This window comes from Pseudomonas sp. MT3 (genome assembly GCF_054720805.1).
Genome location: NZ_JBTVPY010000012.1, coordinates 132326 through 148089 on the forward strand (window position 1 = coordinate 132326; position 15764 = coordinate 148089).

12 protein-coding genes are annotated in these 15764 nt (G+C 65.4%); 1 reads left to right on the plus strand and 11 read right to left on the minus strand.

The annotated features are described in order from the left end of the window. Nucleotides 1–11: 11 nt before the first annotated feature. From ACYCAX_RS14445 to ACYCAX_RS14485, 9 genes are all read right to left on the minus strand, one after another. Nucleotides 12–1094 carry a YCF48-related protein gene (locus ACYCAX_RS14445; protein WP_015478034.1) on the minus strand — a complete coding sequence of 361 codons (1083 nt, stop codon included), beginning with the start codon at nt 1092–1094 and terminating at the stop codon, nt 12–14. 276 nt (nt 1095–1370) lie between these two features. Then, complete coding sequence (locus tag ACYCAX_RS14450) at nt 1371–2744, minus strand: DUF1329 domain-containing protein (protein ID WP_460248283.1); 1374 nt, start codon at nt 2742–2744, stop codon at nt 1371–1373. A 59-nt stretch (nt 2745–2803) separates the two neighbouring features. Then, nucleotides 2804–4771 (minus strand): DUF1302 domain-containing protein, encoded by a 1968-nt coding sequence (locus ACYCAX_RS14455; RefSeq protein WP_015478036.1) that lies wholly within the window; start codon nt 4769–4771, stop codon nt 2804–2806. Nucleotides 4772–5254: 483 nt separating this feature from the next. Then, nucleotides 5255–7912, minus strand: coding sequence for an aminopeptidase N (pepN, locus tag ACYCAX_RS14460; RefSeq protein WP_460248284.1), 2658 nt, complete (start codon nt 7910–7912; stop codon nt 5255–5257). Between the two features lie 161 nt (nt 7913–8073). After that, a complete protein-coding gene (locus ACYCAX_RS14465; RefSeq protein WP_460248285.1) occupies nt 8074–8901 on the minus strand; it encodes a DUF2797 domain-containing protein in 828 nt (275 codons plus the stop codon). Continuing rightward, the gene (locus ACYCAX_RS14470; protein ID WP_015478039.1) at nt 8901–9161 is read right to left on the minus strand and encodes a YeaC family protein; all 261 of its coding nucleotides are present in this window, start codon (nt 9159–9161) and stop codon (nt 8901–8903) included. The genes ACYCAX_RS14465 and ACYCAX_RS14470 overlap by 1 nt, the downstream gene beginning before the upstream one ends. 187 nt (nt 9162–9348) lie before the next feature. Further along, nucleotides 9349–10215, minus strand: a complete 867-nt coding sequence (locus tag ACYCAX_RS14475) for a rhomboid family intramembrane serine protease (RefSeq protein ID WP_460248286.1) — start codon at nt 10213–10215, stop codon at nt 9349–9351. Continuing rightward, nucleotides 10212–11192, minus strand: coding sequence for a metallophosphoesterase (locus ACYCAX_RS14480; protein ID WP_460248287.1), 981 nt, complete (start codon nt 11190–11192; stop codon nt 10212–10214). Before ACYCAX_RS14480 ends, ACYCAX_RS14475 begins: the two co-directional genes overlap by 4 nt. Then, complete coding sequence (locus ACYCAX_RS14485; protein WP_015478042.1) at nt 11192–12079, minus strand: NAD(+) kinase; 888 nt, start codon at nt 12077–12079, stop codon at nt 11192–11194. Before ACYCAX_RS14485 ends, ACYCAX_RS14480 begins: the two co-directional genes overlap by 1 nt. Nucleotides 12080–12204: 125 nt before the next feature. Here ACYCAX_RS14485 and ACYCAX_RS14490 point away from each other — a divergent pair, with 125 nt between their 5' ends. After that, nucleotides 12205–13149, plus strand: coding sequence for a DUF1853 family protein (locus ACYCAX_RS14490; RefSeq protein ID WP_015478043.1), 945 nt, complete (start codon nt 12205–12207; stop codon nt 13147–13149). Here ACYCAX_RS14490 and ACYCAX_RS14495 read toward each other — a convergent pair. Next, the gene (locus tag ACYCAX_RS14495) at nt 13137–14081 is read right to left on the minus strand and encodes a 1-aminocyclopropane-1-carboxylate deaminase/D-cysteine desulfhydrase (protein WP_460248288.1); all 945 of its coding nucleotides are present in this window, start codon (nt 14079–14081) and stop codon (nt 13137–13139) included. The genes ACYCAX_RS14490 and ACYCAX_RS14495 overlap by 13 nt on opposite strands. Before the next feature lie 9 nt (nt 14082–14090). Further along, nucleotides 14091–15626 (minus strand): coiled-coil domain-containing protein, encoded by a 1536-nt coding sequence (locus ACYCAX_RS14500; protein WP_015478045.1) that lies wholly within the window; start codon nt 15624–15626, stop codon nt 14091–14093. Between the last annotated feature and the right edge of the window lie 138 nt (nt 15627–15764).

The following is a 15764-nucleotide window of genomic DNA, read 5'->3' on the forward strand; positions in this document are numbered from 1 at the left end:
AGGCTCCCGGCTTATTGTTGTTCTGTCAGCTCGGCGCCGGTCGCCGTAGCCAGGTGGATACCGCCCTGGCCGACCAGCACCAGGTTGCCGTTGCCGGCGCCGCTCACGCCCGCCAGGGACAGGCGGTCGGGACGGTTGTAGACCTTGAAGCTCTGGCCGTCGTCCCGGCTTTCCAGGACGCTGCCGCCATGCCCGACGACCACGATGGTGCCGTCCGCCAGCAGCGAACCTTCGGAAAGGCCGAACTCCAGCTCGCCGCCGTTGGCGGTGGGCAGTTCGATCTGCTGCCAGTTGTCACCGAAGTCGGTGGTGCGGAACAGGTGGCCGCGCAGGCCGTAGATCAGCGCGGTGCCCGCCTGGCGGGTACCGACCGCGCCGAACAGCGAACCTTCGTACGGACCTTCGAGTTTCTCCCAGGTCTGGCCCCAGTCCCTGGAACGGAAGATGCTGCCGGACTCGCCGACCACCAGCAGGCCGGAGTCCTTCACGGCCGCGATGGAATTGAGGTGGTACTGGTCTTCGTTGTCCAGGCGGTCGCTGACGTCTTCCCAGTGCTGGCCGCCATCGGTGGTTTCCAGCAGCGCGCCGTAGGCACCCACGGCCATGCCGTGGTTGTCGTCCTGGAACCAGATGTCCAGCAGCGGCGCTTCGCGCTTGAGGTCTTCGAACTGACGGGTCCAGGTGCTGCCGCCGTCGGTGGAGGCGAGGATCTGCGCGTCGTGGCCGACGGCCCAGCCCTTCTTGTCATTGATGAAGAACACCGACGTCAGCAACTGGCGGGTCGGCACCTTGGCCTGGACCCAGTTCTTGCCGGCATCGTCGGAGTAAAGGATGTGTCCGTGATCCCCCACCGCCACCAGGCGCTGGCCGGCATGGGCGACGCTCAGCAGCAGGCTGCTGGCAGCCTTGGCCGACGGGATGGAGCTGGAGTCGCTGGCCGCCTCGGTCGCCGCGAAGGCGGGCAAGGGGGCAACGGACAGCATCAGGAAGGAAAGTGCGCCGAGCAGGGAAATCGATTTGCGCGACATCGGGAAGGAGCGCGAAGTCTCCGACACGGACTGCTCGCTCATAGTGCGCCACTGGGGCTCACGCATATGCCTTTACCTCTTTGTTCTTATTACAGGCGGTATCGAGTGTGGTGGCTATATAGCCAGCCTTTTCCGGGACTGACAATTGACGGCACGTTATCTTTTGTTAAGCGCCGGCAGCGTCACCCAAAAGGATGATCGCGCTTTGCCATCTCACCCGAAAGGCCCGAGGTTAGGGGCTTTTCGCGGTTGGAGCGGTAACACTTTTGCGAACAGGTACCTTCGCGAGAGCATGAAAAAGCCCCGCCAAGGCGGGGCTCTGTCTGCACTCTGGCGACGGACTCAGCGGGTACCGCGGCGACGCAGTGCGGACGGACTGAAGTAAGAATCGTCCGGCACGGCCTGGCCGAAGTCGATGGTGCTCGGCTCTTCGTTGTCCAGGTTCTGCACGTGGTAACGGCGGGCCTGCAGGTCGTGGAAGGTATCCAGGGCGGTCCAGGTGGTGGGCAGCTCGTAGTAGTTCTTCAGGTAGGCCAGCGACACGCGCCACAGCTCGCCACGGCCGTCGTACTGGTCGACCTCGGCGGCGCCCCAGCTGTCCTCGTCGAGGAACAGCACGCGCTTGGAATAGATGTGGCGCGCGCCCGGCTTCAGGGTGCCTTCGACGACCCACACGCGGTGCAGCTCGTAGCGGGTGTATTTGGGATTGAGGTGGCTCGGGGTCAGCAGGTCCTTGTACTTAACCTCAGGGCTGGAAACCTTGTAGTTGTTGTACGGGATGTAGACTTCCCTCTTGCCCACCAGTTTCCAGTCGTAGCGATCCGGCGAGCCGTTGAACATGTCGGTGTCGTCGGCGGTACGCAGGCCGTCGGCGGCGGCGATCGGGGTGTCGTAGGCCAGGTTCGGCGCACGGCGCACGCGGCGCTGGCCGGCGTTGTAGCCCCAGGCCTGGCGCGGCTCCTTCACCTGGTCCAGGGTCTCGTGTACCAGCGCGGCGCCGCCTGCCAGGCGGGCCGGGCTCTTGGTGAAGGACAGGTAGTAGAACAGCAGGTTGTTCAGGTCGGCGAAGCTCTTGCCCTGGATGTAGTACTTGAACAGCGCTTCCTGCTGCGAGGTCACCAGCGAATAGTCGCCGTTGCGCTGCACGGCCACTTCCGAGGCGCGGCGCACGACGTAGGTGCCGCGATAACGGGCGATGTGGTTCCACACCGCTTCCACGCCATTCGCCGGAATCGGGAACGGAATGCCGCCGAAGGCATCGACGAAGCCGTTGCCGCCCTCGGCCAGCTTGGCGCTGGTGGCGTTCCTGAAGGTGTTGTCGTACACCCACTGTGGCGCCGAACCGCTGCGGCGGCTCGGATAAACCGGCATCTGGAAGGTGTCCGGGTAGGTGGCGAACAGCGCCAGGGTGCCCGGCGTCAGGTTGGCCTTGTACTGGTCCAGGTTGGCCTTGGTGATGGTGAACAGCGGCGTGTCCGAGGCAAACGGATCGATGTGGTGCTGGCCCGGCTTGTAGCCGGCCGGCGCCTGGGTGATGCCACCGGTCCAGGCCGGGATGGTGCCAGCGGCGTTGCCGGCCTTTTCCGCGCCCAGCGGGGTCAGGGTCGATTGCAGCTTGGCCGCGTCCTGCGCGGAAACCGCCGCCAGGGCGCTGCCGGCGGACAGGGCCAGGGCCAGGGCCACTGCCGCGCCGACCAGGGTACGCATGTTGCGCATGGTGATTCTCCGTGAGTTCACGCGCCAGGTGCGTCGGCACCCGGCGTGCGATTTTTTCGTTAGAAGGAGTACTTGACGTTGAAACCGACGTTGTCGCGGTCACGCCCGGCGTTGTTCTGCCCTGCTCCGTAGAACTCGGTGTATTGCAGCTCGGCTTCCAGAGCGTTCAGGTAAGAGGCCTTGACGCCCAGGGTGTACGCCTTGCGGCCTTCGATGAAGTTGCCGGTCTGGTAGGAGTTGCCTTCGAAGTCATCCTTGTAGACCGCGTACGGCGAGACGTTGACCCCGGCGAATACGTCGTTCCAGGTACCCGAGAGCAACAGGGTGTAGCCGTAGGAGTTCTTGTTCACCTGGTCGTCGCGGTCGTAGCCGGAGATGTAGGCGCCGTTGCCGCGGCCGGAGTAGTAGCGGGTCGAGCCATCGTAGGCGGTGTACTGCAGGCTGCTGCCGCGCAGGTGCTCGGAGGCCAGCTCCGCCACCCCCATCAGCGAGTCGAAGGACAGCGACGGGCCGAAGTTGTAGATGGTGCCCAGCGAGGTGTTGAAGGCCTCGACGCGCTCGTAGTTGTGGATCTGGTCGGTCATCGCCACCGGACGGCCGCCGATGTTCACGCTCTGCCCGCTGCCCAGCTGCGGCGCCTGGCCGAGCAGGTCGCCGAGCAGGTCGTTGGTGGTAGCGATGCCGATCGGCAGGTTCGGGCGGTAGGCCAGCTCGCCGAACACCGAGGCGTCGCCCACGGTGGTGTTGAAGCTGAAGCCGTACATGCGGATGTTCTCGACGTACTCGCGACGGGCGTTGACCTGGTTGGCCACGTCCACCGCCGCCGCGCCGTTGACCAGCCCCAGCACCTGGCCGGCCATCGCGTTGCCGCTGCCGGCGGCGGCCATCAACTGGTCATAGGACGAGAAGCCGCCCAGGCCCGCCAGCTGGTCGATATCCAGGCCGGCATAATCCTGGTTGAGGTCGGCGTAGATGGTCGGTTCCTTGGCGTGGTAGTTGACGAAGTAGAAGCCGAACTCGGTGGAGTTCAGTTCTTCGGCAATGTAGTGGAAGGCCACGCCGAACTGGCCGTCGTTCTTGGCGTTGATGTCCTTGCCGACGCTGGCGACCTTGAATACGCCGTTGGAGTCCAGATAGTCGGTACCCTGCAGGCCACCGAGATGCGCTGCCGAGAGCTGCGGATAGAGGCTCTGGAACAGCGGGTTGGCCAGCGCGTCAACGGTGGTGTAGGCGGTATTGCCGCCATCGGCGAACAGGTCGGTCTCGGAGAAGTAGGTCCCCACCGGGTCGAGACGGGTCTCTTTCCAGTTCCACTGGTAGAAGGCGTCCATCGACAGGTTGTCGGTCAGGCCGATGTTGAAGCTCGCCGCTTCCACCGGCATCAGCACTTCCTTCAGCTCGGAGCCCGGCAGGCGGAACTTGGCGGCGTCCACCGGGTTGGTGGTGTTCACGCCGCCGCGGTAGAAGACGCCTTCCCCCCAGTTGAACACCTGGCGACCCAGGCGCGCGGTCAGCGGGTGGTCGGCCACATCCCAGTTGCCATAGACATAGGCGTCGAGGATTTCCGCGCGGTTGCCGGCGGCATCGCGGGTTTCATCGGTGAAGCGGTCGTTGTAGGGGTAGGTCTGGCTCGGCTGCGGCGGCTGGTTGTGGTCCAGGTAGTCGTTGCGCTTGTCCATGATCTGGGTGTCATAGAACGCCGAACCGCGCACGAACATGCCGTAGTTCTTGTAGGTCGCTTCCAGGTCGGAAGTGATCTTGTACACCTCGGAAACCAGACCGGTGTCGAAGTTACGATTGCCGTCGTTGCCGTTGATGTCGTTGTTGGTCTTGTCCTGCCCCTGAACGCGCCACAAGGCGCCGTAGGAGACAGTGGTATCCAGCGAGCCGCTGACCTCGTTGTCGAGGAAGCTGAACTCGACGGCGCCGGCCTGCGCCGGCATCAGCAGCGGCAGGACGCCTGCCAGAGCAAAACCCGCGCGAGCAGGTGCCAAACGCAAGACGCTCTTGCGAACCGGGATTTCCATTAGGACTCACTCCATGGACTGATCATTCTGTAAGGGCGCCACCACTGCGGGCGGTTCGCCTTGTCAGCCGTTATTCCACGGCCTTGTTGTTGTCGATCTGAAGGAAACTCCCTCAAGGTGCTCGACGTGCCCCCGACCCAATGGCCAGGCAAAGGCTAAGCGGGTCGGCCGGTGCAACCCCGATGCCAATTGCTGTAAATACCCTGAATATCCTTACAAAATTTAAAGATCAGTCCCGCTACCTTTTGTGACTGGTCGTCCACTGATCAAATCCACTGACTGATTGCGCCATCCGCCTATCCGAATGGCGCGATCCGCCCCTGGAAGGCCCGACGCAGACAGCGCGGCACCCTGGCGCCAATGCAGCCGGGCGATAAGGAAACCATCGTTTAATTTCGATAAGTAACAAAAAGGTGTTACCAGACAGCGCCAGTAACACCTTCAAAGAGACAGAAGGCGCCCCGAACGGGGCGCCGGAGGGGATCAGGCCAGACTCTTGCTGACCACTTCGTATACATCGCTGGACAGTTCGCCGGACGCCAGGATGCGTTCCAGCTCGGCCTTCATCAGCGCCTGGCGCTCGGGCGCGTACTTGCGCCAGCGGGTCAGAGGGGTCAGCAGGCGCGAGGCGATCTGCGGGTTGAGCGCATTGAGCGTGATGATCTGGTCCGCCAGGAAGCGGTAGCCGGCGCCGTCGGCGCGGTGGAAGTTCACCGCGTTCTGGTTGGCGAAGGCGCCGATCAGCGCGCGGATCTTGTTCGGGTTCTTCAGGGTGAAGGCCGAATGATTCATCAGCGCCTGCACGCGCTCCAGCCCGCCCGGCAGGGTGCAGCCGGCCTGCACGCTGAACCACTGGTCCATCACCAGCGGGTCATCCTTGAAGTAGTCGGCGAACATCGCCAGCGCCTCGGCCTTCTCGCTCTCGAACGACGAGTTGACCAGCACGGCCAGCGAGGTGAGGCGCTCGGTCATGTTGTCGCAATCCTTGTACTGCTCCTGGCAGGCGGCGAGCACTTCGGCCTTGCCGCTCTGCATCAGGTAGGACAGCGCAATGTTCTGCAGGCTGCGTCGGGCAATGTGGCTCGCCTCGGCAACGTAGGCGGTCTCTCGGGACTGCTTGCGATTGGCCTGGTAGCGCTCCCATAGCTGCTCATGCAGCGCCGCGCCGATCTGCTGGCGGGCGAACTCGCGGGCCGCGTGGATGGCCTCGACGTCGGCCACTTCGCTGATCTCGGTGAGATAGGCCTCGCTGGGCAGCGAGAGCATCTCGGCAACCATCGCCTGGTCCAGCCCGGTATCCAGCAACAGGGTGCGCAAGGCGCTGATCAGGCGATCATCCATGACAACCTTCTCGCCACGCTGGTGCTGGCCGATCAGATCCTGCAGGACCTGCACGGACAGTTGCTGGCCGGCTTCCCAGCGGTTGAAACCATCCTCGTCGTGCTGCATGAGGAACATCAGTTGGTCGCGGTCATAGGGGAAGCTCAGCTTCACCGGCGCGGAGAAGCCACGCAGCAGCGACGGCAGCGGCTTCTCCGCGAGACCGACGAAGGTGAAGGACTGCTCGGCCTCGGTGACCTGCAGCACGCGATCGCTGCCGTGGGCGTGCTCTTCACCTTGCAGGCGCAGCGACAGGGCGTTGCCCAGCTTGTCGATCAGGCCCATCTGCACCGGGATGACGAAGGGCTGCTTCTCACTCTGTCCCGGCGTGGCCGGGCAGCTCTGGCGGAAGGTCAGGGTGTAGCTCTGCGCGGCGGCGTCGAAGCGCTCCTCCACCGCCAGGCGCGGGGTGCCGGACTGGCTGTACCAGCGCTTGAACTGGGTGAGGTCGACGCCGTTGGCGTCTTCCATGGCCTTGACGAAGTCGTCGCAGGTCACGGCCTGGCCGTCATGGCGCTGGAAGTACAGGTCGGTGCCCTTGCGGAAGCCATCGGCGCCCAGCAGGGTGTGGATCATGCGCACCACTTCCGCGCCCTTCTCATAGACGGTCAGGGTGTAGAAGTTGGAAATCTCGATGAAGGAATCCGGGCGCACCGGGTGCGCCATGGGGCCGGCGTCCTCGGCGAACTGGTTGGTGCGCAGGAAGGCCACGTCCTCGACGCGCTTGACCGTGCGCGAGTTCATGTCGGCGGAGAACTCGCTGTCGCGGAACACGGTGAAGCCTTCCTTGAGCGACAGCTGGAACCAGTCGCGGCAGGTCACGCGGTTGCCCGACCAGTTGTGGAAGTATTCGTGGGCCACCACGCCTTCGACACGCTGGTGCGCGGCGTCGGTGGCGGTCTCGGCCTTGGCCAGCACGCAGCTGGAGTTGAAGATGTTGAGGCCCTTGTTCTCCATCGCGCCCATGTTGAAGTCGTTGACCGCGACGATCATGAAGATGTCCAGGTCGTACTCGCGGCCGTAGACCTTCTCGTCCCAGCGCATCGAGTTCTTCAGGCTGTCCATGGCGTGCTGGACCTTGTCGATGTTTTCCGGCTCGACGTAGATGCGCAGGGTGACTTCGCGCTCGCTCAGGGTGGTGAACTGGTCTTCCACGCACCAGAGGTCGCCGGCGACCAGGGCGAACAGGTAGGCCGGCTTCTTGAACGGGTCCTGCCAGGTCGCCCAGTGGCGACCGCCCTCTTCCGAACCGCTGGCCACCGGGTTGCCGTTGGACAGTAGCACCGGGTACTGGTGCTGCTCGGCCGACAGAGTGGTGGTGAAGCTGCTCATCACGTCCGGGCGGTCGAGGTAGTAGGTGATCTTGCGGAAGCCTTCGGCCTCGCACTGGGTGCAGAACATCTTGCCGGACTTGTACAGGCCTTCCAGCGCGGTGTTGCTTTCCGGGTGGATGCGCACGCTGCTGTCGACGGTGAAGGTCTTGGCCGTCGGCTGCAGGGTCAGGTGGTTCTCGTCGAGCTGGTACTGGCCGGCTTCCAGTGTCTGGTCGTCCAGCGCCAGCGACAGCAGCTCCAGTTGCTGGCCGTCGAGCACCAGCGGCGGCAGGCCGTCGCCGCGCTCCGGGTTGCGGCGCATCACCAGCTGGGCGTGGACCAGGGTGTGATCCTCGTACAGCTCGAAGGTCAGGTTGGTCTCGTCGATCAGGTACTCGGGCGCCTGATAATCCTTGAGGTAGATGACTTTCGGTTGCTCGGTACGCATGGCTTTTGGCCCCTTGGAAGGCGGCAGGCGGGATGGGCCGGCCGGAGGAATACTGACTCTAGCGATTGGGAACGGCGCGGGCGAGTCGCAAGACGCATCTATTCCTGGATGCGTCTTTCTCTAGATGCGAGCCCCGGACCTGAAATTCAATGCAGGTTCGATCAGGCGCTGATGGCCAACTGGTACGCAGTGAACTTGCGCACGTTGATCACGCCGGTATCGAAGATCAGGTACTGGCCCTTGATACCCTGCAGGGTACCCTCGACCACCGGCGTCTTGTCCAGATCGAAGCTGGTGATCTTGGCCAGGTAGGCCTCCACCGGGTAGCGGATCTCGATGGGCTCCATGTCGATCACCGGCTGGATCGCCTGCAGGCCGAAGCGCTGCTGCAGGGCGACGATGCCCTCGGCGCAGGCGTCGAAGATCTGCTCGCGGATAGCCACCAGGTCCAGCGGCTCGGCCTCGCCCTTGAGCAACGCGCGCCAGTTGGTGCGGTCGGTGACCTGGCTGCGCAGCAGGTCCTCGACGAAACCGGACTGCTGGCGGGTCGCCACGCGCATGATCGGCAGCGCCTGGCGCGCACCCTGGTCGATCCAGCGGGTCGGCACCTGGGTGGCGCGGGTGATGCCCACCTTGGCTCCCGAGGAATTGGCCAGGTAGACCACGTGGTCGGTCATGCAGAAGCGCTCGCCCCACTCCGGCTCGCGGCAGGAGCCGTCCTCGAAGTGGCACTTCTCCGGGCTCATGATGCAGCTGTCGCATTGCGCCAGCTTGGTGAAGCACGGGTAGCAATAGCCCTGGGCGAAGCTCTTCTTGGTCTTGCGCCCGCAATGGCAGCAGTTGATCTCGCCCAGGTATTCCAGGCGCACCGTCTTGCCGATCAGCGGGTTTACCGGGACCTGCGCCTCGCCCAGGCGGAAGGCGTACTGCACGGGGCTTTCCAGGCGCGCCGACATCTTGTCCAGGGCGCCGCGTCCAAGTTCCTGCATCAGTGCAGCGAGTTGGAGGAGAAGAGGATGTTCGGGATCGGCTCGGCGTGGGATTCGCAGGCCTGCGGGCCCATGTAGCCGGTATGCTGGTCCTCGGGCAGGTTGTCCATCTCCCAGGCGATCATGGCCTGCAGCGACAGCTCCTTCTGCTCCTGGGACAGCTTGCGGCCGTCGGGCCACTTGCCGATTTCCACGGCCAGCTTGAGGCTCTCGTAGATTTCGGGGGTGATGTTCTGGATCATTTCGGCGAAGGACGACATGGGCCGGCTCCTGCTGGAGAAAACGAAGCCGGCATTCTACCGGTCCGAAGGCTTTGACGCACGATCAGAGGTCAGGCGGTAGGTGATTGCCCTTGTGTAGGAGCGAGCTTGCTCGCGAACGGGCCCGCCGGGATGCTGCGGAGCTAAGCGGTTCGCGAGCAAGCTCTCTCCTACAGGTTCTGCCAATTCAGTGGGCAGATCGCCGCGCCAGCAAACCGCCGACCAGGCCGCTCAGGCAACCTGCCACCAGCCCGCCGACATGGGCGCCGTTGGCGATGGAGCCGAAGCCAAGCAGGTCGATCACCCCGGACAGGCACACCAGCAGCCAGATCAGCATCATCGCCACCACGCCCCTGGGTAACTGGTAGGCCGGCGTCGGCGCCATGCGCTGGAAGATCCAGCAGTGGCCGAGCAGCCCGTAGAGCACGCCGGACAGGCCGCCGAACAGGCTCGGCCCGCTGGCCGCATACTGCACCAGGTTGGACACCAGCCCGAAGCCCAGGCTCAACCCCAGCAGCATCCCGGCCCCCTGGCGGTATTCGATGCGCCGGCCCAGCTCCCAGTACCACATGGCGTTCATCGCCAGGTGCAGCCAGCCGAAGTGGATCAGCATCGGCGTGAGCAACCGCCACCACTGCCCGGACGCCAGCGTCTCGGAGAGCGGCAGGAACATCAGGCGATCCTCGCCGACCATGCGGAAATCCTGGAAGGTCAGCCAGCGCAATGTCTCCGGGTAGGTGCCGAGCAGGGTCACGGCGGCGACGACGCTGGTCACCAGCAGCACCGTGGCGGTCATCCGGCTCAGCTTCAACTGCTCCAGGAACCCCGGCCCCCGGCGCAGTGGCTCGGCCTGCACGCTGAACTGCGGATCGCCCTGTGGGTAACGCTCGTACAGCGTGCGAACCTGCTCCGCCAACTGCGCATTGGGCACCCAGAGCACCTGCTCGCCCGATTCCTCGCTGACCCGGAACGGCACGTTCAGGCGTCGCAGCAGGTTGACAAACTCACCCAGGTCAACCGCCGCCGGCAGCCGTATCGCTTCAACCACGCTCACTCATTACCCTCCGGGCGCTTCACATCCACCCACACGAACTTGCTGCGCTCCAGGCGCTGCTCGTCATCCAGCCGATAGGCCGCCAGCTTGCCGTACATCACCGCGCTGTAGTCCAGGCAGGCCAGGTTGGGCCGGATCGGCGACGGCGTGCCGCGCCGCCAGTAGTGACCGACGAACAGCAGCGGCTCGTCGGCGCCATAGGTCAGCAGGCTGGACTTCTGCTCTGCGCTCAGGCGTTCACTGGCGACTTCGTCGGGCAGCCCGTCGGGCTGGAACACGATGTCGCCATAGGTTTCCGGCGCACGGTCCTCTTCCCAGAACTTGGTACGGAAGAACGAGCGGGTGAAGCCGTCGCTGCCGGTCAGGGTCATCCCGTTGGGCAGGCGCATGTCGGTGCCGCGCAGCAGGCGGTCGCAGGCCTGCTGGGCGAAGCTGCCCGGCTCGGCGCTGGCCTTGAGGAAGGCCTCGTCGATGCGGCCGTCGTGGAACTGCTGGCGCAGCGCGTCGATCACATCGTGGTCCCAGCAGGCGTGGACCATGCGGAAGCGCCCGGCGTCGAGGAACAGCGGCATGCCCTGGAACCAGCCGAGGAAGTCGCGCCAGTCCGCCGGATGGCCTTCGAACTGCTCCAGGGTTTCCTTGATCAGCCGCGCGTGGCGCGGCGTGTGCTCGCGCACGTACTGCCGGCCGCTGCCGGGCGCCGCCGGGGTGGACCAGCCGAGGGCGTTGAACTCGTGGTTGCCCATGATGCACAGCGCCTCGCCGGCGGCGACCATGTCGTGTACCCGGTGCAGCGCCTCGCGGATGCGCGGCCCGCGGTCGATGATGTCGCCCAGGAACAGCGCCTGCCGCCGGGCGTGCCGCCAGACGCCGCCCTGCAACCGATAGCCGAGGCGCTCCAACAGGTGGTCGAGGGTATGTGCGCAGCCGTGGACGTCGCCGATCAGGTCGTACCCGCGTGCGGGGTCGAGTTCCATCACTCGCTGCTCCCGAGGCGACTGCCCCAGCCCAGCTTGGTCCGGCAGACCTCGTAGTAGTTGTGGTCGATCGGGTGGATCAGGCGCAGCTTCTGCGGCTTCTTGCTCACCGTGACGGTGTCGCCCGGCGCGCAGGTGAAGTGGTTCTGCCCGTCACAGGAAACCTGCGGGTAGATCTGCATGTTCGGCGAAACGACGATCTTCAGCTCGCTGTTGCCGTCGACCACGATGGGCCGGCCCGACAGGGTATGCGGATACATCGGCACGATGACGATGGCGTCGAGCTTGGGATGCATGATCGGCCCGCCGGCGGACAGCGCGTAGGCGGTGGAGCCGGTCGGGGTGGCGACGATCAGGCCGTCGGCCTTCTGGCTGCAGACGAACTGGCCGTCGATGTGCAGCTCGAACTCGATCATTCGCGTGGACTTGCCGGGGTGCAGCACCACGTCGTTGAGCGCATCGCCCTGGCCGATGGACTCGCCGTGGCGACGCACCTGGGCGTCGAGCAGGAAGCGGCTCTCGACGATGTACTGGCCGCCCAGCACCTCGGCAACCTTGGTTTCCAGCTCGTCCGGGCGAATATCGGTGAGAAAGCCCAGGCTGCCACGGTTGATCCCCAGCACCGGCACCTTGTGCCGCGCCAGGGCGCGCGCCGCGCCGAGCATGCTGCCGTCGCCGCCGACCACGATCACCAGGTCGCAGATCTCGCCCATGATCTTCCGTGAGCAGGTCTGCAGGCCGTGGCCGGGCAGCACCTCGGAAATGGTGTCCTCGAGGATCACATGCAGGTGGCGCTCGATGAGGAAACGCTTCAACCGACGGATGGTTTCCAGGACCTGGGGACTGCCCAGGCGGCCGATGATGCCGATATTGCGAAAGGGTTCCATGAGACTCCGGACGGCGTTGCGCTGCGGGGATATGGGAATACAGGGATACGGCTATGCAGGAATTATGGGCGAAACGCCGAAGCAGCGGCAAACCACAGTGCGACCCGAGCGACTAGGCTAGAGGAATGAGCGCTCTCACCCTCCTGCTGGATGAACTGTTGACCGAACTGCGCCAGCCGCAGGTCCGCGACCTGGCCTGGACGCTGCTCTCACCGCCCTTGCTGAGTCCGGGCAGCCCGGCCCTGCGCCATCCGCTGGCAGCCAGCCGCTGGCTGGCCGAGCCGGCGCGCCTGGCCGATTGGTTGCGGGCGCAGGAGCGCTCCCCCGCCGCCCTGCTGGAACAACTGGAAAGCACACCGCACCAGCGCCTGGGCCGCTACTACGAACGCCTGTGGCAGTACGCCCTGGAACAGGCCCCCGACCTCCGTCTGCTGGCCGCCAACCTGCCAGTGCGCGACAACGGCCACACCCTCGGCGAACTGGACCTGCTGCTGGAGGACGACGACGGCCTGCATCACCTCGAACTGGCCATCAAGCTCTATCTCGGCCCCGCCGAAGACGGACCGAACGCCTGGCTCGGCCCCGGCGCGGAAGATCACCTGCTGCGCAAGATCGAACACTTCTACCAGCACCAGTTGCCGCTTTCGGCCACGCTCGAAGGGCTGAGCGTGATTCGTGCATTCAGCGAGGCCACACCCTCGGCGGGGCTCTGGCTCGGCGGCTGCCTGTTCTACCCCTGGCCGACGCGCTGCCCGCCGCCCACCGGCGCCAGCGACCACCACCTGCACGGCCGCTGGCTGCACCGCCGCGAGTGGCTGCGTTACCAGGAGGTGCATCCCGAGGGCTGGCAGGTGCTGTCGCGCAAGCGCTGGCTGGCACCGGCCGCCTGCGACGCCGATGAACGCTGGACTGTCGCGCAATTCGCCGACTGGTTGACGCAATTGCCGGAGGACGGTTTTCCGCAGCTACTGGTCCGTCTGGGCTTCCGGGACGGACGCTGGCGCGAGCAGGAACGGTTGTTCCTGGTAGGCGACCGCTGGCCGCGTGTGCACAGCGGCTATTCGCGCTGAGCGGCCAGCGCCAGGAGGCGCTCCTGCATTGCCCGTCGCCCCTGCAGTCCCCCCGTGTGGACCGCGACGATGCGGCTGCCGCGGTCGATCCGCCCCGCGGCAATCTCCTCGTGCAGCGCGAGCAGCAGCTTGCCGGTGTACAGCGGCTCCAGCGGCACGCCGCACTCGGCTTCGGTGTCCAGGATGAAGCACGCCAGCGCCGGGTCGATCCGTGCGAAGCCGCCCCGGCTGGCGTCGATCAGCCGGTAGCCGGACGCCTCGACACCGGCCTCCGTCAATAGCTCGGGCACCTGCGCCTCGACGCCGTGCCCCGGCGGCACCGCCAACACCCCCACCACCGGGTGCGCGCGCTCCTCGCCCAGCACCAGGCCGGCCAGGGTGGTGCCGCTGCCGCAGGCGACCCAGAGCTGCTGATAGTCGCTCCAGCCAATACCCGCCAGCTGTTCGCGAACCTGCCTCACCAGCACTGCGCAGCCCCGCGCGCCGGGCAATCCGCCACCGCCCTCGTCCACCGGCAGCAGATCGGGGTAGCGCTCGCGCCAGGGCGTCCAGAAGTCCGGCTCATGCCGTTGGCGATAACCGCCGTAGCCCAGCCAGTGGAGCTGCATGCCGAACTGGTGCAGATCGGCGACCGTAGGGTTGTCCTGCGCCTCGCCACGCAGCAGTCCGACGGTACGGAAACCGAACCGGGCACCGGCCGCCGCCAGGGCATGGAGGTGATTGGAATGGGCACCGCCCAGGCTCATCACGCCGTCGAGACCGAGATCGGCGGCGCGCTTCAGGTAGGGCGCGAGCTTGAACCACTTGTTGCCGGAAACGAGCGCGTCGACCTGGTCCAGGCGCAACAGCGCCAGCTCGACGCCCGCGCGTTCGAGCCACCCCAGGTGAACGGATTGCAGCGCTGCAACGGGGCGCCAGTCAGGGTAACGCAAGGTGCCCGCTCAAGCCGTGGTCACGCTGCGCAGGCGGCCGGCGGTCTTGTGGCGGGAACAGCAGTTGCTGTCGCCATCGACGAAACGTCCGGGCGTCTCCACACGGTCGATCGGCAGGGCGCAACGGTCGCCATTGGACAGCCGCCCCTCGCAGGCGGGCTGCTGGTAATGCACCAGCCACTGGCTGTATTGGTCCTCCGAGACGAAGCACTTGGCTGCGACGAAGGCCAACGGGTTGTCCTGATAGCGAGCGACATCCTGCAGCGACAAGGTCAGATGACCGGCGCCGGGGTGGTAAACCACGAAGATCACGCCCTGCTCCGCCAGGCGCTCCAGGATCGAACCCTCCGCCGGCCGGGCCGACAGCATGGCCAGCTCCTGGCGCAGGCTCTCGGTACTCTGTTGCAACTGCACGGCCTGACCGGCCTGCTCGCGCCACTGCACGCCTTCCCGGCGCACCTGCTCGAGCTCCTGACGCAATTGCCCAGCCTCCTGGTGCAGCGTCTGGTTTTCCTGCCGAAGCTGTTGAACCTCCTGCTGCAACTGCTGGTTTTCCCGCTGCAGTTGCTGGTCCAGCTCGTTGCGGTAACCCAGCTCCGCGTCGCGGACGGAAACCTGCTCCCGGTAGCGGGCCTCCACGGCGGCGATGCGCGCCTTGGCCTCGCCTTCGATCTGCTGGCGCAACTGATCCATCTCGTCACGGCCGCTCTGCTCGATCTGCCGCAACTGGGCGGTCAGCTCTTCACGGCCACGCTGGAATCCATTGACCTGGCCTTCCAGTTCGCGGCGCAGGCCATCGTTGATCTCTTCTTCGCGCTTGAGCCCTTCGCGCAGCGCCGTAAGCTCGGCTTGCAGCACCATGACCTGCTCCTGCGCGCCGAGCTTCAGGCGGCTGAGCTCCTGCTCATGCTGCTGGCTGATCTGCGACAGGCGGGTTTCGTGCTGGCCGAGCAGTTCAGCGGTCTTCTGCTGGTGCTCCTGGAGCATCTCCCGGGCCAGCTTTTCGGCAGTCTGGCGAGACTCCTCCTCGGAGGGCGCATACCACTGGTGCTCGGCGGCCATCTGCAGGCGCTGGGGCTCGACGGCCGCCGGCTCCTCTTCCACCAGCACCCCGAGGTTGTTGCGTTTCGCCGCGGCGCGCAGCAGCGTCAGGTGATTGTTGTCGCCGTCAAGGATCGGGTCCCACAGGTGCATCTGGTGCCAGGACACCGGGCACTGGCTGCGGCAGGCCAGCCGAATGGGGCCGGCGCCCAGGTCGGGGCCACGGCCGGCACGGTCGGAAAGGTTGCGCAGGGGCAGGTTCCAGCCACGGTCGGCCTCACCCTTCTCGTCGAAGTCCAGATAGAAGAACACCGCCGCCTTGATCATCAGCCGTGGGTTGATCAGCACGTAGGCCAACCGCACCTGTTGCTCGGCAAGGTCGGGCATCTGCACGACGTTGTCGAGCAGCGCCTCGAACTCGGGGTAGAGCATTTCCTTGCAAACGCCACGGTCATTGAAGAAGACCACGGCTTCCACCATCTGAGGCTTCTTCTGCATGCTCATCGATTGACCTCTGGGCCTGTGCGGGAGGAAGTCTGGGACATGGTACCGTAGGAAAGTGGCACCTTGATGGCAGGAAACCCCCGACATCCGGACCAGTCTAGGGGAAATAATGTCGCAGGCAATGTGACTGGGTTGGCA